This window comes from Devosia sp. UYZn731, from assembly GCF_040546795.1.
Lineage (GTDB): Bacteria > Pseudomonadota > Alphaproteobacteria > Rhizobiales > Devosiaceae > Devosia.
The window spans coordinates 310756-329160 of record NZ_JBEPOL010000006.1 but is presented as its reverse complement, the minus strand read 5'-3'; the positions used below and the strand labels follow the sequence as shown (position 1 = coordinate 329160).

At 62.5% G+C, this 18405-nt stretch carries 26 protein-coding genes and 2 pseudogenes; 13 read left to right on the top strand and 15 right to left on the bottom strand.

Annotated elements, in window-relative coordinates:
- Nucleotides 1-90: 90 nt before the first annotated feature.
- A complete protein-coding gene (locus tag ABIB57_RS16915; protein ID WP_354042299.1) occupies nucleotides 91-609 on the top strand; it encodes a DUF6622 family protein in 519 nt (172 codons plus the stop codon).
- Here ABIB57_RS16915 and ABIB57_RS16910 read toward each other — a convergent pair.
- A complete protein-coding gene (locus ABIB57_RS16910) occupies nucleotides 606-1406 on the bottom strand; it encodes an alpha/beta fold hydrolase (protein WP_354042298.1) in 801 nt (266 codons plus the stop codon). The genes ABIB57_RS16915 and ABIB57_RS16910 overlap by 4 nt on opposite strands.
- 12 nt (nucleotides 1407-1418) lie before the next feature.
- Complete coding sequence (gene mbfA / locus ABIB57_RS16905) at nucleotides 1419-2399, bottom strand: iron exporter MbfA (protein ID WP_354042297.1); 981 nt, start codon at nucleotides 2397-2399, stop codon at nucleotides 1419-1421.
- A gap of 306 nt (nucleotides 2400-2705) precedes the next feature.
- On the opposite strand from mbfA, the gene ABIB57_RS16900 reads away from it, so the two are divergent.
- Complete coding sequence (locus tag ABIB57_RS16900; RefSeq protein ID WP_354042295.1) at nucleotides 2706-2996, top strand: GIY-YIG nuclease family protein; 291 nt, start codon at nucleotides 2706-2708, stop codon at nucleotides 2994-2996.
- A 266-nt stretch (nucleotides 2997-3262) separates the two neighbouring features.
- Here the strand turns inward: ABIB57_RS16900 and ABIB57_RS16895 are convergent, their stop codons facing one another.
- Nucleotides 3263-4219 carry a LysR substrate-binding domain-containing protein gene (locus ABIB57_RS16895; protein WP_354042293.1) on the bottom strand — a complete coding sequence of 319 codons (957 nt, stop codon included), beginning with the start codon at nucleotides 4217-4219 and terminating at the stop codon, nucleotides 3263-3265.
- Nucleotides 4220-4324: 105 nt separating this feature from the next.
- On the opposite strand from ABIB57_RS16895, the gene ABIB57_RS16890 reads away from it, so the two are divergent.
- Together ABIB57_RS16890 and ABIB57_RS16885 are read left to right on the top strand one after the other, a co-directional pair.
- Nucleotides 4325-4483: a hypothetical protein gene (locus tag ABIB57_RS16890; RefSeq protein ID WP_354042292.1), complete on the top strand. Its 159-nt coding sequence runs from the start codon at nucleotides 4325-4327 to the stop codon at nucleotides 4481-4483.
- A 73-nt stretch (nucleotides 4484-4556) separates the two neighbouring features.
- Nucleotides 4557-4955 (top strand): hypothetical protein, encoded by a 399-nt coding sequence (locus ABIB57_RS16885; protein WP_354042290.1) that lies wholly within the window; start codon nucleotides 4557-4559, stop codon nucleotides 4953-4955.
- Between the two features lie 86 nt (nucleotides 4956-5041).
- Here the strand turns inward: ABIB57_RS16885 and ABIB57_RS16880 are convergent, their stop codons facing one another.
- Together ABIB57_RS16880 and ABIB57_RS16875 are read right to left on the bottom strand one after the other, a co-directional pair.
- Nucleotides 5042-6067 (bottom strand): extensin family protein, encoded by a 1026-nt coding sequence (locus tag ABIB57_RS16880; protein ID WP_354042289.1) that lies wholly within the window; start codon nucleotides 6065-6067, stop codon nucleotides 5042-5044.
- Between the two features lie 34 nt (nucleotides 6068-6101).
- A complete protein-coding gene (locus ABIB57_RS16875; protein WP_354042288.1) occupies nucleotides 6102-6575 on the bottom strand; it encodes a DUF1203 domain-containing protein in 474 nt (157 codons plus the stop codon).
- A gap of 134 nt (nucleotides 6576-6709) precedes the next feature.
- Between ABIB57_RS16875 and lepA the strand changes: the two genes are divergently transcribed.
- Complete coding sequence (gene lepA, locus ABIB57_RS16870; protein WP_354042287.1) at nucleotides 6710-8515, top strand: translation elongation factor 4; 1806 nt, start codon at nucleotides 6710-6712, stop codon at nucleotides 8513-8515.
- A gap of 185 nt (nucleotides 8516-8700) precedes the next feature.
- Here the strand turns inward: lepA and ABIB57_RS16865 are convergent, their stop codons facing one another.
- A complete protein-coding gene (locus tag ABIB57_RS16865) occupies nucleotides 8701-9126 on the bottom strand; it encodes an OsmC family protein (RefSeq protein WP_354042286.1) in 426 nt (141 codons plus the stop codon).
- A gap of 162 nt (nucleotides 9127-9288) precedes the next feature.
- On the opposite strand from ABIB57_RS16865, the pseudogene ABIB57_RS16860 reads away from it, so the two are divergent.
- Nucleotides 9289-9484 (top strand): annotated as a pseudogene (locus tag ABIB57_RS16860) (elongation factor 4); the annotation flags it as partial.
- Between the two features lie 380 nt (nucleotides 9485-9864).
- On the opposite strand, the gene ABIB57_RS16855 reads toward ABIB57_RS16860, so the two are convergent.
- The 7 genes and pseudogenes from ABIB57_RS16855 to ABIB57_RS16825 form a co-directional block, all read right to left on the bottom strand.
- Complete coding sequence (locus ABIB57_RS16855) at nucleotides 9865-10170, bottom strand: hypothetical protein (RefSeq protein WP_354042447.1); 306 nt, start codon at nucleotides 10168-10170, stop codon at nucleotides 9865-9867.
- Between the two features lie 57 nt (nucleotides 10171-10227).
- Nucleotides 10228-10308 (bottom strand): annotated as a pseudogene (locus tag ABIB57_RS16850) (HNH endonuclease); the annotation flags it as partial.
- 116 nt (nucleotides 10309-10424) lie between these two features.
- Nucleotides 10425-10844, bottom strand: coding sequence for a hypothetical protein (locus ABIB57_RS16845; RefSeq protein WP_354042284.1), 420 nt, complete (start codon nucleotides 10842-10844; stop codon nucleotides 10425-10427).
- A complete protein-coding gene (locus ABIB57_RS16840; RefSeq protein WP_354042283.1) occupies nucleotides 10841-11155 on the bottom strand; it encodes a hypothetical protein in 315 nt (104 codons plus the stop codon). The genes ABIB57_RS16845 and ABIB57_RS16840 overlap by 4 nt, the downstream gene beginning before the upstream one ends.
- A 10-nt stretch (nucleotides 11156-11165) precedes the next feature.
- A complete protein-coding gene (locus ABIB57_RS16835) occupies nucleotides 11166-11507 on the bottom strand; it encodes a hypothetical protein (RefSeq protein ID WP_354042282.1) in 342 nt (113 codons plus the stop codon).
- A complete protein-coding gene (locus ABIB57_RS16830; RefSeq protein WP_354042281.1) occupies nucleotides 11507-11851 on the bottom strand; it encodes a hypothetical protein in 345 nt (114 codons plus the stop codon). The genes ABIB57_RS16835 and ABIB57_RS16830 overlap by 1 nt, the downstream gene beginning before the upstream one ends.
- On the bottom strand, nucleotides 11848-12180 hold the full coding sequence (locus ABIB57_RS16825; RefSeq protein ID WP_354042280.1) for a hypothetical protein: 333 nt from the start codon (nucleotides 12178-12180) through the stop codon (nucleotides 11848-11850). The genes ABIB57_RS16830 and ABIB57_RS16825 overlap by 4 nt, the downstream gene beginning before the upstream one ends.
- A 303-nt stretch (nucleotides 12181-12483) precedes the next feature.
- On the opposite strand from ABIB57_RS16825, the gene ABIB57_RS16820 reads away from it, so the two are divergent.
- The 7 genes from ABIB57_RS16820 to ABIB57_RS16785 all read left to right on the top strand — a co-directional run bounded on the left by ABIB57_RS16820 (nucleotide 12484) and on the right by ABIB57_RS16785 (nucleotide 16159).
- The gene (locus ABIB57_RS16820; protein WP_354042279.1) at nucleotides 12484-12888 is read left to right on the top strand and encodes a VOC family protein; all 405 of its coding nucleotides are present in this window, start codon (nucleotides 12484-12486) and stop codon (nucleotides 12886-12888) included.
- 78 nt (nucleotides 12889-12966) lie between these two features.
- Entirely contained in the window at nucleotides 12967-13464 is a 498-nt protein-coding gene (locus ABIB57_RS16815; RefSeq protein ID WP_354042278.1) for a hypothetical protein, read from the top strand.
- Between the two features lie 359 nt (nucleotides 13465-13823).
- Nucleotides 13824-14288: a glutathione peroxidase gene (locus ABIB57_RS16810; RefSeq protein WP_354042277.1), complete on the top strand. Its 465-nt coding sequence runs from the start codon at nucleotides 13824-13826 to the stop codon at nucleotides 14286-14288.
- Nucleotides 14289-14312: 24 nt separating this feature from the next.
- Nucleotides 14313-14774: a Crp/Fnr family transcriptional regulator gene (locus ABIB57_RS16805; protein WP_299726451.1), complete on the top strand. Its 462-nt coding sequence runs from the start codon at nucleotides 14313-14315 to the stop codon at nucleotides 14772-14774.
- Nucleotides 14771-15064 carry an Rdx family protein gene (locus ABIB57_RS16800; RefSeq protein WP_354042275.1) on the top strand — a complete coding sequence of 98 codons (294 nt, stop codon included), beginning with the start codon at nucleotides 14771-14773 and terminating at the stop codon, nucleotides 15062-15064. Before ABIB57_RS16805 ends, ABIB57_RS16800 begins: the two co-directional genes overlap by 4 nt.
- Before the next feature lie 34 nt (nucleotides 15065-15098).
- A complete protein-coding gene (locus ABIB57_RS26850) occupies nucleotides 15099-15467 on the top strand; it encodes a YegP family protein (protein WP_502914412.1) in 369 nt (122 codons plus the stop codon).
- Between the two features lie 47 nt (nucleotides 15468-15514).
- Nucleotides 15515-16159, top strand: a complete 645-nt coding sequence (locus tag ABIB57_RS16785; RefSeq protein WP_354042274.1) for a hypothetical protein — start codon at nucleotides 15515-15517, stop codon at nucleotides 16157-16159.
- On the opposite strand, the gene ABIB57_RS16780 is transcribed toward ABIB57_RS16785, so the two are convergent.
- On the bottom strand, nucleotides 16156-17826 hold the full coding sequence (locus ABIB57_RS16780; protein ID WP_354042273.1) for a TadG family pilus assembly protein: 1671 nt from the start codon (nucleotides 17824-17826) through the stop codon (nucleotides 16156-16158). The genes ABIB57_RS16785 and ABIB57_RS16780 overlap by 4 nt on opposite strands.
- On the bottom strand, nucleotides 17823-18251 hold the full coding sequence (locus ABIB57_RS16775) for a TadE/TadG family type IV pilus assembly protein (protein ID WP_354042271.1): 429 nt from the start codon (nucleotides 18249-18251) through the stop codon (nucleotides 17823-17825). Before ABIB57_RS16775 ends, ABIB57_RS16780 begins: the two co-directional genes overlap by 4 nt.
- Nucleotides 18252-18405 lie beyond the last annotated feature (154 nt).

The window sequence follows — 18405 nt, the reverse complement described above, 5'->3', positions numbered from 1 at the left end:
GCATTCTGGTTTGCTTGCCTCCAAGCATAGCGCCACACCGGCCGCCGACAAGTCCGCCACGTCCGGCGACCACAGCAAACGAGATCCATCATGACCGCAATCGTCACCGCCATCACCCAGATCATCATTCACACCCCGGCCTGGGTCTGGCTCGTGCTGGCGCTGCTCGTCTGGCGCGGCCTCAAGAGCGCCCAGCCGCGCAGTGTCGGCCTCGGCAAGCTGCTATTGCTGCCGGCCGCGCTCGTGCTGGTCTCCGCCTATTCCATTGCGGGCTCCGGCCTTTCGAGCGCCACCCTCGCCGGCATGGCCGTCGGCGCCCTTGCTGGTGTCGCCGCCGGCCTGGTTCTCGAACGCCGCAATCCCGCCACCGCGCTGGGCGGTGGCCAGCTCCGCCTTGCGGGCGAATGGGCCCCGCTCTGTGTGATCCTCGCCATTTTCCTCACCCACTATGTGGGCGCCGTCGCCGGCGTCATGGCGCCCACCTTCGCCGCCAGCGCTCCGTTCCTCATTGCCATGGCCGCCATCTCGACGTTCTCCAGCACCATGCTGGTCACCCGCACCGTGTTGCGCCTGCGGATCCTGCTGGCCATCGCGCCGCTGGCCGCCTAAGCCCTCGCCCAAAACCCGAGCAGCTCCGCCCGGAACTGCTCGGTCGCATCCAGGTTGGCGCAATGGCCGCCATTGGGCAGCTCGGTCACCCGCCAGTTCTCCCGCGCGCCGATCCGCCGGAGTGCCGGCTTCAGCACCAGATTGACCGCCCGGTCCATGCCCCCCACCAGAATCAGCATCGGCCCGCTCCAGCCCAGCGCGTTGGCGGTCAGGTCATAGGCCCGCACATGCCCCGTAATGGCCTGCCCCACGCGCGGATCGAAGGCCGCGATCATCTCGGCGATCAGCGTGCGCCCCGCGCGTTCCCGCGTCGTGCTGACGGCCGTCAGTTCCGACAGCCAGCCCTTGCCCAGCACCCGATAGAGCAGCGGAAACACCGGGCCGGTAATGACCGGCAATTTCAATCGGAACGCGGTGCCGAACAGGCCCAGGCTCAAAAAACGTTCCGGCGCCATGCCCAGCATCTGCAAGGCGATGATCCCGCCCAGCGAATTGCCCACCCAATGGGCCGCGGTGACGCCGGCATTGTCGAGCAGGGCCAGCATATCCCCTGCCATCACCGGAATGGCAAAGCCGGCCCTGGTATAGCCCGCCGGAAACTCCGAACGGCCATGCCCTCGCACATCGGGCACGATGACGCGGTAGCCCAACCCGGCAAAATAGCGCGCATCGGCCTCGAACTGCCGCCCATTCGCCGCCAGCCCGTGGCACAGCACGATCGGCACCCCATCGCGCGGTCCGGTTATGCCGTAAAACACCCTCGTGCCGTCAGCGCCCCTGAAAGTCCGGATTTCCAAACGCGATACCTCTCAGGCATTACCGATCAAGATGCCCGCCGCGAACACCAGCGAGCCCCCCAGCACCACCTGCAGGACGGCGCGCCAGAATGGCGTTTGCATAAACCGGTTCTGGATGAAGGCAATAGCCCATAGTTCGATCAGCACCACCACCACGGCGATCGCCGTCGCGGTGAAAAAGTCGTGGATCAGGTAGGGCAAAGCATGACCCAGCCCGCCAAGGGCCGTCATCACCCCGGCCGCCATGCCGCGTTTGAGGGGCGAGCCGCGCCCGGTCAGCTTGCCGTCATCAGCCGCCGCCTCGGTAAAGCCCATGGAAATCCCGGCGCCCACCGCCGCCGCGAGACCGACCAGAAATGTCTGCCACGTATCGCCCGTCGCAAAGGCCGCGGCAAACACCGGCGCCAGCGTCGATACCGAGCCGTCCATCAGCCCGGACAGGCCCGGCTGCACATAGGTCAGGACGAACTGGCGGTGCGCCTCGCTCTTTTCGCTGCCGCGGCCCTCGGCGCCCAGTTCGCTCTCATCCAACCGGTCGGCCGCATCGGCATGCTTGCGCTCCTCGCGCGCCAGATCGCCCAGCAGCTTGCGGATGCCGGCATCCTGGCTCTGCTTGGCGGCTTCCAGATAGAACCGATAGGCGCCTTCCTCCATTTCCCAAACCTGCTGCCGCACCGCCTCCAGCGTCAGCGTCTTCAATAGCCAGATCGGCTTGCGCGGAAGGAACCCACGCACATCCTCGCGCCTGATCGGCACCAGCCGCGTGCCGAACCGCTCCACATAAAGATCCAGCAAGCGCCGCCGATGCCCATCCTCCTCGGCCGCCATGCCCTCAAAGATCGCCGCCGATCCCGGATAGAGCGCCGCCAGCCGGCTGGCGAATTCCGAATAAATCCGCCCGTCTTCCTCCTCCGCCGTCACCGCCAAAGCCAGAATTTCCCGCTCGTCCAGCGAGGCAAAATCACGGCGATGATCGAAACGGAGGGAAAACATGGCGGCTCACAGTTTAGAATTGTTCTAAACTATGAATAAGGTGGTTCGGTCTGGAGCGCAAGCTACCAGCAACCCACCGTCCTTCCCGCGGGCTTGACCCGCGGGCCACTATCCTCGTCACCAGCTTTCGTGCTTGCGCTCCGAGACCCGCGGGTCAAGCCCGCGGGCAGGACGGTGGTCGTGGATATAAGGAGGCCTGAGACGCAGCGCCGTAGGGATATTTACGGCCTTCCTCGACTATATCCCCACCCACCGTCCTTCCCGCGGGCTTGACCCGCGGGCCTCTCGCCGCATTTATTGAACGTCATGGCAGGCTGGCTCTACATCATGGCAAACCGGCGCTTCGGCACCATCTACGTCGGCGCCACGGTCGATCTGCCGCGGCGCGCATGGGAGCACCGCAACGATGTCGTCCCGAGCTTCACCCGCTACCATCAATGCCACCTGCTCGTCTATTTCGAGGATTACCAGGACATGCATCGCGCAATGCAGCGCGAGCACAACATTAAGCACTGGCCGCGTGCCTGGAAGGACGCGCTCATCGAAAAGGACAATCCCAACTGGGACGACCTTTATGCGATGATTGCGCTGGGCTGATCTGGCGACGACGCCGCATCCAGTCGCCACTCTCACTACACCGCCATCGCGCTCCCACTGTCGCCACCCCATCCACCACCCTTCCCGCGGGCTTGACCCGCGGGCCTCCCACCGCTCGCGCCGTGTTGAGGGTGGCCCGCGGGTCAAGCCCGCGGGAAGGACGAGGTTGTGGCGGCAGATTGGACAAACCGACCAGCGCTGGTTTCACCCCCTAATCCCTCTGACTTCCCCTCAGTCCTCAGTCCTCAGTCCTCAGTCCTCAGTCCTCAGTCCTCAGCCGTCGCCCCCACCAGCCCAAGTTGCCTTGCCGACGACCCCCGCGACTGATGCACATAACCCAGCACCGATGCCGGCACTTCCTGCGCCAGCCACTCGCGAAACAGCCTGGTCTTGCGCGGTTCCCGCCGCCCCGTGGTCACCGCCAGCCAATAGCCCAGCGGCCCTTCCACGCTCAGCTCGAATGGCCGCACCAACCGGCCATCGCTGACCGCGTCGGCGCTCATCATGTCGGCGGCAATCAATACCCCCTGCTCAGAAATCGCGGCGTCGAAGGCCAGCGACGCATCCGAATAGGTCGGCCCGGCAAATTTCAGTTCGGGATCGATCCCCGCCGCCGAGCGCCATAGTGGCCAGCTCAACATCGAGGTCTGATCCTGGATCACCGGCACCTTGGCCAGGTCACCCGGCGCCTTGAGCAAAGCCGCAACGGGCGGTGCACAGACCGGCTGATAGGCCGCGCCGCCGATCAGTGTCGTGGTGACGCCCGGCCAGCGCCCGTCGCCATAGCGGATGCCGCAATCCATATCGGCCCGCGACAGGTCCAGCATTGCCGCCGTCACCGTCAGCCGGATCTCGATTTCGGGATGCAGCGCGGTGAACTTGTTGATCCGCCAGATCAGCCAGCGCGAGGCGAAAACGCTGCCCACCGTCAGGTTCAGCACACCCTCGTCACTGCCGCGCAGGCTCGCCAACCCGTCCTGCAGCGCCGAAAATCCCGCCGTCAATTGCGGCAACGCCTGTCGCAAAGCCGGCAACGGCACGAGGCCATGGGACGTGCGCCCGAACAATTCCATGCCGAGCCGCTCCTCGGCCCGTCGCAAATGCTGGCTGACCGCGCCCACGGTCACGCCCAGTTCTTCGGCCGCCGGCGCCAGCGCACCGCGCCGGGCGACAATTTCAATAGCGCGAACCGCATTGAGCGGGATGGGAAAGGGGTTGCTCATATAGATTATCTATAGCGGCCGCTCGACCTTGTCCATTGCGATGGTGCCGCGACAAGCCCATTTTGGCCGCTGTCGGTCGCTGCAGAACAGGAAGGAGAATACAAAATGTCGCCATTCAAATCGATCCTGCTCCGGGTGGGGCGCCTCATCGCCGGTGCGCGCACCCAGCAAGTCGATCCCGACGCCATGAATTTGTACGATTGGGCCGACCTGCCAGCCTATCATCCGCGCGCCGAGGCCGGTTGCGCCGTGCTGAGGCCATAATCGGGGCATTGAAGAGGGCAACGACTTTTCGGAAACGGCTCTGCCGCTTCCGCCCCCTTCAAGGAGTTGCTCCATGATCCGTTCGCTCGCGATTGCCGCCTTTGTCCTCGCCACCGCCGGGGCGGGTTTTGCCCAGGAAGCGTCGACAACGACGCCGGCGCCCACCGATATCCAGATCGAGCCCGGCGCCACCATCAATGTCATGTCCAAGCAGGCCAATATGCTGACCGGCATCTACGCCACCCAGGCGGTGATCGACATTTGCGCCATCACCGTGCCCGAGCCGGTCGCCACCAAGATGGGCAATGATCGCAAGCGCTTCGAGACCGGCGTCGGCCTTGATGCCACCGGCGCCACCGAGGCCTATGACAAGATCAAGACCAGCGTCACCGCCACCAAGCCCGACTGCGCCGAAGGCAGCGCCGATCGCAAGAATGTCGAGGCCGTCTTGGCGCTCTACGCGGGGAACTAGTCACCCGCTCAGCCCCCCTTCACCTCGCCCCTCCGGGGAGAGGTCGGCGGCGCGGGGCCGGGTGATGGCCTTCCTGCGACGTCCCGCTACTCACACAGCCGCGCCGTGCACGTCTTGCCATGACACCCCAGATCGACATGAATATGGTCGTGATGCAGGGCATTGGCTTCCGGCCCCAGCGTCGTGGTAAAATGCCCGCAAGCCGCATCATGGGCAAATTTGACGATGCGACTGCCCTGCTCTTCCGTGCCGGTCCAGCCTTCTTCGACCGTCACGTTGCGACCGTCCTCCAGCTTAAACCCCACCACGTCAAGCGCATCAGCAAAGGCGTGGAACGACAGGTTGCCTTCGGCCGCATTGTTGACGTTGCGGCACATATAGCCGGTGCCTACCGTCACGCTGGCGATAGAGGTATCGTCATGCGCCTTCACATAATTGTCGACCTCGGCGATCCATTCCGGCAGCGCCGTCGCCATGCCGCAATCGGTCACGGCCTCGGTGTTGAACGGCACCATCCGCCCATTCACCAGTACCCCGGTGACCGATAGCGGCGATTGCGACTTGCATTGCCCGTCGCTGATTGGTGGCAGCGCCTTGGCCTCCACCTGCCCCGTCAGCATGGCCGGGCACGCCGTCTGAAAAATCCGCGCCGGCTCGGCTTCTGCCGCCGGCTTTGGCGCGGCCTCAGGCGCGGGTTGCGCGGGCAAGTCTTGCGCCGCAGGCGGCACGGCTTGCTCGGTCGGCTTCTGCGTTTCGGCTTGTTCAGGCTTGGGCGCCTCGACCGGCTCTTCCGGCCGCTCCCGCGGCAAGCTCACTCCGGGCGGCTCCACCACCGGCGGGGCTGGCGGCACCGGCTTGGTCACCTCCGGCGCCGTAGGCTTGACGGGCTCGATCACCACTGGCGTTTCGGGTCCGCCCAGGTCAGCCGGCCGCCGTTGTGGGATCGGCGGCGCTTCGTCGGTCACGACGGGCTTGGGTCGCCGCGGCGTCTGCTCGGGCTTCTGGGTAATCCCCTCCACCATGTCGCGCAGAGGCTGGAAAATATCCTGCCCCGCCGCCGGTAGCGACAGCAGGGCAAAAAGGGCGATCGGCAGTGCAATGGATATCCGCATATGGCCCCAACGCTCGGCCCTGGCGGCGGTTGCGTCAGGCGCGCTCGATTCGCAGGGTGAAGCAATTATTGGTGGCGCTGCGCATATGCACATAGGCGACGTCGTCACGCTCCAGCAGCATCGCCGCCTGAGCCCCGATTTCGTCCGGCGCCACCACGATGCCGGTGCCGTAAACGATCCGGTCGTTTGCGCCATAGCCGCGCAGGATCTGCCGGTTGTTCCCGCCCTGGTGCCGCGCTGGCAGGCCGTGTTCGGGCGCATGGGCCGGGCACGCCTCGGCATGCAGGAAGACCGGCCCGATCTCGGCATAAGGCTGCGGCGCCGGGAACGGCCGATAGGCCAGGGTCAGATAGGGCTCGCCGGCCTCCACATATTTCAGGCAATGCCGGCACGGCACGCCGTCGCCATCCGAAATCCCCCGCTCCGGCGCCTGCCCGTTGGCGTCGAGTGCCCCCGCCCGATAGGCAGCCGCCACGTCGGTCGGCATGCCCAAAAATCGCAATGTCATGGTCGTTCTCCTGGCTTTTGCCCCATCAACCATGTGGGCGCCGGCTCCACGACCCGCTTTTGACACCACGACGCGCTGTTAACCCGCTCTAAACCATCTTTGCGCGCGGTCCCGCGTCTGCTATCAGCGCGCTCATGACAACGCCGCTCAAAAATATCCGCAATTTCTCCATCGTCGCGCATATCGACCATGGCAAATCCACGCTTGCCGATCGCCTCATCCAGCTGACGGGTGGGCTGGAGGTGCGCGAGATGAAGGAGCAGGTGCTCGATTCGATGGATATCGAGCGCGAGCGCGGCATCACCATCAAGGCGCAGACCGTGCGCCTCAAGTATCACGCGGCCGATGGCGAGGATTATATCCTCAACCTGATCGACACCCCCGGCCATGTCGACTTCGCCTACGAAGTCTCCCGCTCGCTGGCCGCCGTCGAAGGCAGCCTCTTGGTCGTCGATGCCTCCCAGGGCGTCGAGGCGCAGACCCTGGCCAATGTCTACCACGCCATGGACGCCAACCACGATATCGTCACCGTCCTCAACAAGATCGACCTGCCCGCCGCCGAGCCCGAGCGCGTCAAGCAGCAGATCGAGGACGTCATCGGCATCGACGCATCCGATGCCGTGGAAATCTCCGCCAAGTCGGGCCTCGGCATCGACAAGGTGCTCGAAGCCATCGTCACCCGCCTGCCGGCCCCCAAGGGCGATATCAACGCGCCGCTCAAGGCACTGCTGGTCGATAGCTGGTACGATACTTACTTGGGCGTCGTCGTCCTGATCCGCGTCATCGATGGCACGGTGAAAAAGGGCCAGAAGATCCGCATGATGAATGCGAACGCGGCCTATGAGCTGGACCGCGTCGGCGTCTTCACCCCCAAACTGGTCGATATCGGCGAGCTTGGCCCCGGCGAAATCGGCTTTTTCACCGCCGCCATCAAGGAAGTCGCCGATACCAATGTCGGCGATACCATCACCGACGACAAGCGCCCCACCGCCGAGGCCTTCCCCGGCTTCCGCCCGGCCCAGCCCGTGGTGTTCTGCGGCCTGTTCCCGGTCGATGCCTCCGAGTTCGACGAGCTGCGCGCCGCCATGGGCAAGCTGCGCCTCAACGACGCCAGCTTCTCCTTCGAGATGGAAACCAGCGCTGCCCTCGGCTTCGGCTTCCGCTGCGGCTTCTTGGGCCTGCTGCACCTGGAAATCATCCAGGAGCGGCTCAGCCGCGAGTTCGATCTCGACCTGATCGCGACCGCCCCCTCGGTGGTCTACGAAGTCGCCATGCGCGATGGCGAAACCCTGATGCTGCACAATCCGGCCGATCTGCCGGATGTGATGCAAATCGAGGAAATCCGCGAGCCCTGGATCAAGGCCACCATCCTCACCCCCGACGAATATCTCGGCAGCATTCTCAAACTCTGCCAGGACCGCCGCGGCATCCAGCGCAACCTGTCCTACGTGGGCAATCGCGCCATGGTGGAATACGATCTGCCGCTCAATGAAGTGGTGTTCGATTTCTACGATCGCCTCAAGTCTATTTCCAAGGGCTATGCGAGCTTCGATTATTCCCTGGCCGATCACCGCCCCGGGGACCTGGTCAAGCTGACCATTTTGGTCAATGCCGAGCCCGTCGACGCCCTCTCCATGCTGGTGCATCGCACGGTGGCGGAAACCCGCGGCCGCATCATGTGCGAAAAGCTCAAGGAGCTGATCCCCCCGCATCTGTTCGTGATTCCGATCCAGGCCGCCATCGGCGGCAAGATCATCGCCCGCGAAACCGTCCGCGCCATGCGCAAGGACGTGACGGCAAAGTGCTACGGCGGCGACGCCACCCGCAAGCGCAAGCTGCTCGACAAGCAGAAAAAGGGCAAAGCCAAGATGCGCCAATATGGCAACGTGAACATCCCGCAAGAGGCGTTCATCAAGGCGCTGAAGATGGGTGACGAGTAACTAGTCGCCGGCGCCTTCGCGCAAAATCGCTCCGGTGGAGCGATTTTAGGTGGCTAGGCCCGGAGAGCTATGCTCGCAGGGCCCAGGTTCTCCGCGAGCACAATCCCTCTTCACCTCTCCCTTCGGGGAGAGGTCGGCGCGCAGCGCCGGGTGAGGGGGCCTTCCTTCAGACTCCCCCCAGCCAATCACGCCAGCTTCGCATCCAGCGTGATGGCAATCGCCCCCAGGGCGTTGGAAACCGGACAGGCCGCCTTGGCCTTGTCGGCGATTTCGGCAAACTTGGCCGCATCGATGCCGGGCACCGTGCCGACAAGGGTCAGCGCGCTGCTGGTAATCCCGGTCCCCGGGATCAATTCCACCACCGCCGACACCTGCAACTGGGTTGCCACCGTGCCGTTTTCCGCCAGGAAATGGGCCAGCTGCATGGCAAAGCACCCCGCATGCGCCGCTGCAATCAACTCCTCGGGATTGGTGCCCGATTGGCCGGTTTCGTCAACAAAGCGCCCCTTGAACGTATAGGGCAGGGTTTTGAGAGCGCCGCTTTGGGTGTCCAGCGTGCCATTGCCCTCGGTCAGTGAGCCAGTCCAGTTCGCCGTCGCGCTGCGCTTCATCGTACAAATCCCTTGGTTGGACAAAAGGTGTCGTTGCGCGTGCCGCGCCCCGACAGGAATGCAAAGGCCAAGGCGCGCACTTCGTTCCACCCCAGCACGCCCTTGCGCCCTGATGATGGACGAGACTGCGGATTGGTGCCAGTCCCCAAGTCATCCCTTGAGCGGGCCGCAATCGGCGGCAAGATCACCGACCACGAAACCGCCCGCGCCATGCGCAAGGGCTCGACGGCAAAATGCTACGGCGGCGACGCCACCCGCAAGCTGCTCGACAAGCAGGGCAAGGCGAAGGTCGGCAATATGGGAATGTGAACATCCGCAGGCGGCGTTCATCAAGGCGCTGAAGATGGGTGACGAGTAACTAGCCTAGCGCCGGTGAGGGCCTTACTCAAACAGGTCGGCAGTATCGTCATCATCCTTTTGCGATAGGCTATCACCAATCGTGAAGCAGGGATGCTTCACGCGACTCAGCCCTCGTGCGCTCTCAAAGTGAGCCCAGCCCCTGTTGGGCATTCGAACGCTAACTATTTTAGCTCCGCACTTCGGGCATGCGTGTCGATAGCTACTCTGCATTCTCGACGAACGATCCTCGGCGAGGGTCCAATACCCTGCGACATAAACGGTCTTTCCGTTCTGCCATCGAGAATATCCGTCGACCTTCCGCCAAACGCTCGCCATCGCAGCCCTCCACCGCCCATCGAAAATATTCTCGTTCCGGCAAGCGTCGGTCCAGTTGTGAAGCTAGCTAGTTGGACTTAGTGTCGCTGTAGTTGGCAATGGTCCACTCATTGCGACCCTCAGCCGCTCGCGATCCCCTTGCCTCCAAGCTTCTATCAATTGGCGGCCTTTGTCATGAAGGTTCACGACATAGGTCACTAGCTGCCAATTGTTGTTTGATTTCTGCTCAGCGGTTGCCAGACCTGCGGCAACTAGGCGAGCAAAATGAAGTAGTCCGTCGCCTGAAACTACGAGAAAATCCTGTCCAAAAGCTTCCAGAAATAGGAGCCGATCGATAGCCTCAATATCGAACGCGCGGGTAATTGCCACTAGCATCGCCTTATAGACGTAGATCGACTCCTCTCTAATCGTTCCCCGATGGTAGAGCGCGTGGCATGTTGGGCAAAGCGCTATCAGGTTAGCGGGATCGTCGCCCCCGCCGGCCGAGACCTCCCAGATGTGGTGCATATCAATAGCGAGTATTCCCCGGCAGGTTGGCACCGCGCACCGATATCCCGCCTCGGTCAGGACGAGCACGGCAGTTTTGACCGATAATTTCTTACGTTCTTCTGGTTTCGACCTAATCACTTGGTGGCACGAGTCTGTGGCGAATCCGCTAGAACTGACTTGATTGCGGACTTAGGCATGCCGCGAAACAGGTTGCTCCATTCGAAGGCGATTGTTCCATCGTCTTCGATCTTCTCCCGAAGTAAGACAGCCTCTCGCAATGGCTTGAGATGATGATCGAGAGAAGGTTTAGTCTTGTAGCCGAACACTGTCATTAGATGCGTTTTGGTGCGTGGCTGCTCGCATTCGGCCATAATCTTCCGGGCGTCTTTGGTCGTCAGGTGGTCTTTAACATACTGTTTGACCACGCCGGCGTTGGAAATACTTTGGATGGTCTCAATCGCGCTCAGCCGATCCTTAATAGCGGCCAGTTCGTCCTGAATTGGCTGGGAGGAAACTTCTAGGCCATCCTTCTTTGGCCGCTTGTCGTCGCTCATTCATTCGCACCAGATTTGGAGGAGGCGGTAGAGGCCAGCAAGCCGAAGTCGCTCAAGTCGAAGAGCCTTATGCTTTTTTTCTCAACAGTAGGCTCCATCAAGCCCAACGATGTGCAGCGGCTCGCAAGTGCCACTACAGCATTGGGGCTCATTTTGCAGGCGACACGCACCTGCTCAGCAGATGTGCTACCATCAAACATCTGGTAAGCCGCGCGGGATTTTTCGTCAGGGAGCGCTGTTTCAAGAGCCGCCTTGACAGGCCCTCGTATCGCGACACGCAACCAATTGCGCATGTCAACGAGCACCTCCAATAGTCTTTCCTCAGTTTGCGTCTGCATTGCTCTCAAAAAAATTCGGAGGAATCGTAATCGCTAGGTTTGGCTTTTTTGGATCGCCAGTAAGCAATTCGGCCTGCTGAAGCGTCTTGACCAGCGTGCTGAGGTGACCCTGATTGAAGGACGTGACTTGACGAATCTCCACTTGCGTTCGAGTGCCGTCCATCAAAAGCATCGACTTTTGTTTCGGTAGACTCGCGCCGGCAATTTGACGCAGAACCGCTCTTTGCTTTGCATCGCGCTGAGCTATCTTGTCTTCCGCCAGCAGTTCCAATAGGCCGTGAATTTTTTGGAGGAGCTCAATCACCTCCGAAGCGTCGTCGGGCATTACATCTCTCCGCCGTCGTCCTCGAAGAAACTAAGAGGTATCGAAATCATCAACTGCGGCTGTCTCGGGTCACCTTTCAGGAGTTCGGCCTCTCTTAGCGCCCTAACCAGTTCGCTAAGATTCCCTTTATGAATGCCACATTCCTCGACGATCCTTGCCTGCGTCCTAGTGCCGTCCATTAACAGAGCGGCCTTCGACTTTTTACCTTTTCCATTCCCAGCGATGTCTCGGAGAGACTGGCGAAGCTTCTTGTCTCTCTCCGCAATAGCCGGCTCGGCTATGAGGCGCAGCAGGTCCCGCATTTCTTCTAGTACGGTCAACATAGGGTCGGATGGTTCGCTCATCCATTGTCCCCGCTAAATGCTTCCAGGAAATTGGCCGGGACAGGGAATACTGTCTTCGGATGCGTGTCGTCCGGTTCGATCAGCGCAGTTTCTCGCAGAGCTTTGACGAGGCGACTCAGAGCGCCCTTATCAATTGCAAGGTCTTTTCGGATATCGGCTTGAGAGCGTGTACCGTCCATTAGCAAAACTGCTTGGGCCTTTAGTTTACTTGCTCCAACAACCTGAAGAAGTAACGCTCGAAGTTTTTTATCACGCTCCGCCAGTGCAGGCTCCGCCACTAACCGTAGCAGGTCACGTATTTCTCGCAGAAGTTCTGTATCCTCGCTCATATATAAGGCGAAGCACACGTTCACGAAACTTGTCAAACGTCTCGAGTGACTCGCAGAGCAAAGTTGGTTGATAACTGTAGGAAAGGCCAATTCTGAGACATTAGGCAGTATGGGAAGCGCATGTGGACGCCATTAGATATGACCTTTTGTGGACTCATTTTGTTGCGCCACAAACGTTTGGTTAGCTAATTCGCTCCTCTGCCCTGTTCTGCATTTTGCTGAGTCGGAGAAGCGCCCCCTCCTGACACCCCCCGTCACACCCACCCCTTACCCTCGGCTCCATCACCACCCCTGGAGCCTCCCATGAACCTCGTCTCCCTCCGCATCATCACAGCCGAGCCAAAATCCCTCGTTGCCTTCTACGCCGCCGTCACCAACCTCACCCCCACCTGGTTCACCGAGGATTTTGCCGAGCTGGCGACGCCCTCCGGCACGCTGGCCATTGCCAGCACGCGCACGTTGGCGCTGTTCGGCGAAAATATTGCCCGCCCAGCCGCCAATGCGTCGGTGATCGTGGAATTCCTCACCGACGATGTCGATGCCGATTTCGTGCGGCTGGCGGCGCAGAATTTTGTCTTCGAACAGAGCCCCACCACCATGCCGTGGGGCAACCGCTCGGCGCTGTTGCGCGATCCGGATGGCAATCTGGTCAATCTGTTCACCCCGGTCAGCGCGCAGGCGCGGCAGAAGTTTGGCCTGCCGGCGTAAGCCAAACCATGGGCAACTAATCCCCGTGGGCTCGGCGCGCCATAAACTGCTCCGCCAATCCCTGTGCGGAGTTTTGCCTTGGCCACCATCAAACCCATCACCCCCCAAGCCGCCGCCCGGCACGAGGCGCTCTATCTGCGCCTCGCCACAATGCTGCGCCAGACCGAGGCCGGCGCCAACAAGCGCGCCGATGCCCCGGTCGACGACATCACGCGCCGCCTCGCCGAGGACCTGTTGTTCGAAACGCGCCGCTTCAGCGGCGGGTCCGGTGCCATTCCGGCGTCGGCGCCCGATATGGTGGGGCTCGCCACCCAGCTCGGCCAGGCCCTGGCGGCGCTCGATGCCTATGAGGCGTGCCATTCGGTTTGGGACCCCGCGCTTGGCGCCTTCGTGTGGTCGGTCAATGGGCCAGTGGCCCTGCCGATCGCGCGGCTGCGGCCCAAGGCCAATGCGCCGTCCCATCCTGATCTGGTGGAAATCGTCGCCATCCAGCGCCGGCAGGTGCTGGCGTTTGCCGAGCGCTTCGAGCAGGCCGCCAAGGACGGCGCCAAAGCCGCTGCGGAGCCACCCCGGTAGTTCGTCTTATCCCCGCCCTTTGGCGCGGGGTTAGGCTTGCGCCCATCTGCTCGCCCGGATGGGGACGCCACGAACGTTGCGAGACAGACTGCCGGGAGGAGGGTGGAGTCGTCCGCTCTCTGGGCCAGCGCGACGTTCGTGGTGCCCCCGGTGGGGGTTGCCACCACGTTCGAGCGGCCAGAAACCCCGACCTCCCGAGGCGCCTTGCGTCTCATTTACTAAAACCCTAGGGACGCAAAGCGCCTCGGGACCCGTCTATTCTGCCCGCACCCGGAGGCTCGCGCCGTCCGGCACTTGCGCACGTGCATTCGTCGGCGCCATCGATTAGCATCCTCGGGAATTTTCCCCGGGATGCTTTCATGTCCGCCTTTTACGATTTCACCCTCCCCCTGCTCGATGGCACGCCACAAGCTTTCTCCGCCTACCAGGGCAAGGTCGTCCTTGTGGTAAACGTCGCCAGCAAATGCGGCCTGACCCCGCAATATGGGGGCCTCGAAGCCCTCTGGCAGGCCCACAAGGACCAGGGTCTGGTCATCCTTGGCTTCCCCTGCAACCAGTTTGCCGGCCAGGAACCCGGCTCGGACGCCGAAATCGCCGCGTTCTGCGAGATCAATTATGGGGTGACGTTCCCGCTGTTCGGCAAGATCGACGTCAATGGCCCCAACACGAACCCGCTCTATGGCTGGCTCAAGGCCGTCCACCCCGAAGACATCGAGTGGAATTTCGCCAAATTCCTCATCGGTCGCGATGGCGCGGTGACTGCGCGCTTTGCCCCCGCCGTGGTGCCCGCCGAGCTTGAAGCCCCGATCGTCAAGCTGCTATAGAGCACTCTAAGCGGGGGACGCAGCATGGCCGACATTCTGGAATATTGCGCAGGTCTCAAGGTCGCCAGCTTCAAGGCCGGCAGCGTGGTTCTCACCGAAGGCGAGCGGCTGGGCAAGATCTACATCCTCAAGGAGGGGCAGGTCGAGGTTATCCGCGAAAAGACCCAGGTGACCCATATTGACGAGCCGGGCTCGATCTTCGGCGAGATGAGCGTGCTGCTCGACATGCCCCACAGCGCCACCGTCAAGGCGCTGTCGGCCACCACGATGTACGAAATCCCCGATGCGCTGACCTTTTTGGACAAGCGCCCGGAATTTTCCATCCACATCGCCACCATGCTGGCGCGGCGCCTGTATTATACGACATCCTATCTGGTCGACCTGCAGCAACAGGCCCAGGGCAAGCGGCAGGATCTCGACCTGGTCGATGAAATCCTCGCTAGCCTGGTCAATCCCGCCGAAATGGCCAAGTCGCGCAAAAAATGAGCGGCAAGCCGGTGCTCAGCATCACCTATTGCACCCAGTGCAACTGGCTGCTGCGGTCCGCCTGGATGGCGCAGGAAGTGCTCTCCACCTTCAGCCTCGAAATGGGCTCGGTTATCCTCGTGCCGGGCACCGGTGGTATCTTCGAGATCAGCCTCGACGGTGAATTGATCTGGGAGCGCAAGCGCGATGGCGGTTTTCCGGATGTGAAAATCCTCAAGCAGATGGTGCGGGACCGTATCGATCCCGATCGGCATCTGGGGCATATCGACGGACACGTCAAAGCGGGTTAGGCTTCGGGTATCAGCGAGCAGGGAGGCACGCGTCATGCCACACACGTTCAAGATTTCAGCCGCCAAGAATGGCGAGTTCATCGCCAAATTCGTCTACAATGCCGAAACCATGGTCTGGTCGGAAAATTACAAGTCCAAGGCCAGTGCCCAGAACTGTATCGACTCGCTAAAGAAAAACGCGCCCGGCGCCGCGGTGGTCGACCTGACTAAGGGCGAAGAGGGCAAGGGCTACCGCTTCGAAATCGCCGCCTCAAAGGATGGCCAGACTTTCGTGCGTTTCGTCGCCGCCAATGGCGAGCCCATGGTGCGCTCGGAAACCTACAAGTCCAAGTCCAGTGCCCGCAACTGCATCAAGTCGCTGCAGGAACGCGGGCCCAAGGCCGACACCGTCGACGAGGCGTAGCAAACTTATCCCCCTACCTGCCGCCTGCCCCCAGTATTGGAACGATGATGATCAAGCACGTCGGACTAGTCCTGGGAGCGATCGCGTTGCTGGCAATGCCCGCAGCCGCCAAGGGCGCGCGCGATCTGGACCTCAAGGCGTTCGAGGCCGACTGGAAGGCTTGCGAGCAACAGGTCGCTAGCCATCAGGACGGGAGCTGGATCGGCTGGCACCGCGATTTCGGCAATGGCTATGGCGACAATTTCGAATTCTATGATGGCCGTCTCGACCAGATGGCCTCGGCTCTCAAGGTCAGCCGCTTTATCGATGGCATTGCGGGTGAGTTCACCACCTGGTGCTATCGCGGCGATGGGAGCCTGGACATGATCGCGGTCAGCACGGGCTCGCCCGATATGATGATGGGTGGCGAGATGGGGGCGCAGATCACCCGCGAGGGGCGGCTCTATTTCGATGCGCAAGGTCAGAGGCTGGCGATCCGCGGCTGGCTGACCGATGCGGACGGCAACAAGATCGGCCTGATCGACAGCGCCGAGCATCAATTGGCCCGTGGCTGCAACCCGGTCGACCTGCGGCTGCGCGCCGACGATGCGGAGGCCGAATACGTGTCCGAGCTGGGCGATATCGACGGCAACCGTCCGGCCTATGCGCCAAATGCGCTGGATTGGTGCGCGGTTGCGGAGGAAGGTCCCTAGCCGACCAGCACCGCATGGGTGCAGCGGACGCCATAGACCTGCACGTCGGCCTCGCCGAGCGAGAGACCGAGGGTTTCGAGCAAGGTCGAGATGACGAGGTCCAGCGTCGGCGTCAGCGGCGCCAGGAGCGCCTCGAGCAAGGGCCCGATAATGCCCAGCGGAATGCCGGCCGCAGTCAATTGCAGGTCGCCGAGCAGGGAGCCCACCAGCGAGCCGGTGAAGCTGGTGGTCTTGGCGGTCTTGACGGTGCCGGCGGCGATTTCGGCGGGCGAGAAACTGAGATTGACCGGCGCGGTTTGGGCGATCTCGGCATGGGCAAGGCCGGTGACCTTGATGCCCAAGGCGTTGAGCAGCGTCGCCGTGCCAATGGTCGGCGCGGTATTGAAGGCCCCGAAGGTGCCGGCGTTGACCTCGCCCAGGATCAGGTGGGCGACGCCGGGGCGGGTGGCGATGGTGGCCGAGCCCGAACTGTTGGTGCCGGTCGGGCAGGTGGCCGAAGCGACCGTCGCCTCGGCATTGGCAATATCGAGATAGAGTGGCAGCCGCACATCCAGCAGTGGCAGCAGGAGGAGTTGCAGATTGAGACTGGCGACGATGCGCAGGCGGATCTGGGAGGTGCGGACCACCGTGTGCTCGGGGCCGATGGCGTACCAGCTCCCGCCCTGCGGGGGCTCGCCGATCGCGAGGGAGACATCGATCCCGGTGAGCCCCGGCACGCCGGCGCTGAGTCCCAAGGCAACCTGGTGGGTGCCATCGCTGAGGCCGGCGCTGACCGTGAGCAGTTCGAGCGCCGAAATATCGGTGAAGAGATTGCTGCCGGCGCTGCCCAGGCTGGTTTCGCCGAGGGCGCCAAGGGCGAAGAGTTTGCCGATCAGCACCTTGCCATTGCCGCCTGCCGCATTGGCAATTTTGAGCGCGGCGGTCTTTTGCGCGCCAGTCAGGAGGCTGGCGATCGCCTTGCTGATCTGACCGTGATCGGCACTGACGCCAAGGATATCGTTGTAGGTGCCCACGGTGATGCCCAGTTGCAGCGCCAGGGCGTCGAGGAAGGAAAGCGCATCGATCTTGACGTTGGCGAGGCCGTTATAGTCGACCAAAGTCAGCGCGATACTGGTGCCCAGCAGCTTGTTGAGCAACGCATTGGCAATGCCGCCATTGAGGCTGGCAAGCCGCGAGCCGACGGAAAACGCCACCTGCGGGGTGACGGTGGCGATGGCCGTGGCGCCGACCTTCGGCACCGGGCTCCAGGAGCGGGCGAAGTAGAGGGTGCCGTCCTGCTCGAACTGTACGCGAACGGCATTGACGGGGCTGCCGCCGGCGACGAAGCGAAGCTCCGGCGCGATGGCGGGATCGGCGGCGTAATGTCCCTGCACGGCCTGGAGCGGATTTGGCCCCGGCAAGGCTTCGAGGGCAGCCAGGGTCTGTGCGGCGGTAATGACGCCGGCATCCACCAGCACGTCATGGGCAATGCTCAGGCGTTTGGCGGGGTCGGCGGCGGCCGCGATGGCCGCCATGTCGACGTTGCGCTGCAGGCCACGGCGTTCATTGTAGAGCGACGCGCCATCGACCGCCAAGGCGGAGACGACCGCCACGAGGCCAATGGTGCCGGCGAACATCACGGCAAAATTGCCGTGCGTATCGGCTCCGAAACGGCGCCACAGGCTCATATGCCGCCCCGGCGGATGACGGAGGTATAGGTGATGAGCGGACTGGGCAAAGGCAGCGGGAGGTACAGGTTCCAGATCGGCAGGTCGGAGGCGTCGTAGCGCACCGTGACCCGGTATTGCGTGGGATCGCCGGGCTTGTCGCCGATGGTGAAGCTGACTCTGGTCTGGTCGATCAGTAGGTATTCGCCAGCATTGTTGGTGAGGAAGGCGCCGACGAGCTTGTTGCGCTCGGCCTGGTCGAGACCCGCAATGGCGATGCGGGCGGCATCGGCGGTCAATTGCTGGATCGAGTTGGCGGCGCCGAAATAGATGCCATACGCCATCATGCCGGTCAGCATCAGCAGGAACACCGGCATCAGAATGGCAAATTCGATGGCTGCGGTGGCTCGCGTGTCACGCACCCAGCCAGACAGCAGCGACTCCATGACCGGCCTCCCGCCGCGACAAGCGTGCAACCACCTTCTACCCGCAGGTTTACCTCGCGATGATCGCCCAATAGCGGGACAACACGCCAAGCGGATGGGAGAACTGCGGAGGCCAGGCAGCAAAACGGTGGCAGCGGCCCGCATCATGGTTAAC

Bases quoted from the DNA above. Each gene is read 5' to 3' on its own strand.
- ABIB57_RS16915 (WP_354042299.1), top strand. From the start codon at position 91: ATGACCGCAATCGTCACCGCCATCACCCAGATCATCATTCACACCCCG.
- mbfA (WP_354042297.1), bottom strand. From the start codon at position 2,399: ATGTTTTCCCTCCGTTTCGATCATCGCCGTGATTTTGCCTCGCTGGAC.
- ABIB57_RS16900 (WP_354042295.1), top strand. From the start codon at position 2,706: ATGGCAGGCTGGCTCTACATCATGGCAAACCGGCGCTTCGGCACCATC.
- ABIB57_RS16895 (WP_354042293.1), bottom strand. From the start codon at position 4,219: ATGAGCAACCCCTTTCCCATCCCGCTCAATGCGGTTCGCGCTATTGAA.
- ABIB57_RS16890 (WP_354042292.1), top strand. From the start codon at position 4,325: ATGTCGCCATTCAAATCGATCCTGCTCCGGGTGGGGCGCCTCATCGCC.
- ABIB57_RS16885 (WP_354042290.1), top strand. From the start codon at position 4,557: ATGATCCGTTCGCTCGCGATTGCCGCCTTTGTCCTCGCCACCGCCGGG.
- ABIB57_RS16880 (WP_354042289.1), bottom strand. From the start codon at position 6,067: ATGCGGATATCCATTGCACTGCCGATCGCCCTTTTTGCCCTGCTGTCG.
- ABIB57_RS16875 (WP_354042288.1), bottom strand. From the start codon at position 6,575: ATGACATTGCGATTTTTGGGCATGCCGACCGACGTGGCGGCTGCCTAT.
- lepA (WP_354042287.1), top strand. From the start codon at position 6,710: ATGACAACGCCGCTCAAAAATATCCGCAATTTCTCCATCGTCGCGCAT.
- ABIB57_RS16865 (WP_354042286.1), bottom strand. From the start codon at position 9,126: ATGAAGCGCAGCGCGACGGCGAACTGGACTGGCTCACTGACCGAGGGC.
- ABIB57_RS16845 (WP_354042284.1), bottom strand. From the start codon at position 10,844: ATGAGCGACGACAAGCGGCCAAAGAAGGATGGCCTAGAAGTTTCCTCC.
- ABIB57_RS16835 (WP_354042282.1), bottom strand. From the start codon at position 11,507: ATGCCCGACGACGCTTCGGAGGTGATTGAGCTCCTCCAAAAAATTCAC.
- ABIB57_RS16830 (WP_354042281.1), bottom strand. From the start codon at position 11,851: ATGAGCGAACCATCCGACCCTATGTTGACCGTACTAGAAGAAATGCGG.
- ABIB57_RS16825 (WP_354042280.1), bottom strand. From the start codon at position 12,180: ATGAGCGAGGATACAGAACTTCTGCGAGAAATACGTGACCTGCTACGG.
- ABIB57_RS16820 (WP_354042279.1), top strand. From the start codon at position 12,484: ATGAACCTCGTCTCCCTCCGCATCATCACAGCCGAGCCAAAATCCCTC.
- ABIB57_RS16810 (WP_354042277.1), top strand. From the start codon at position 13,824: ATGTCCGCCTTTTACGATTTCACCCTCCCCCTGCTCGATGGCACGCCA.
- ABIB57_RS16805 (WP_299726451.1), top strand. From the start codon at position 14,313: ATGGCCGACATTCTGGAATATTGCGCAGGTCTCAAGGTCGCCAGCTTC.
- ABIB57_RS16800 (WP_354042275.1), top strand. From the start codon at position 14,771: ATGAGCGGCAAGCCGGTGCTCAGCATCACCTATTGCACCCAGTGCAAC.
- ABIB57_RS26850 (WP_502914412.1), top strand. From the start codon at position 15,099: ATGCCACACACGTTCAAGATTTCAGCCGCCAAGAATGGCGAGTTCATC.
- ABIB57_RS16785 (WP_354042274.1), top strand. From the start codon at position 15,515: ATGATCAAGCACGTCGGACTAGTCCTGGGAGCGATCGCGTTGCTGGCA.
- ABIB57_RS16780 (WP_354042273.1), bottom strand. From the start codon at position 17,826: ATGAGCCTGTGGCGCCGTTTCGGAGCCGATACGCACGGCAATTTTGCC.
- ABIB57_RS16775 (WP_354042271.1), bottom strand. From the start codon at position 18,251: ATGGAGTCGCTGCTGTCTGGCTGGGTGCGTGACACGCGAGCCACCGCA.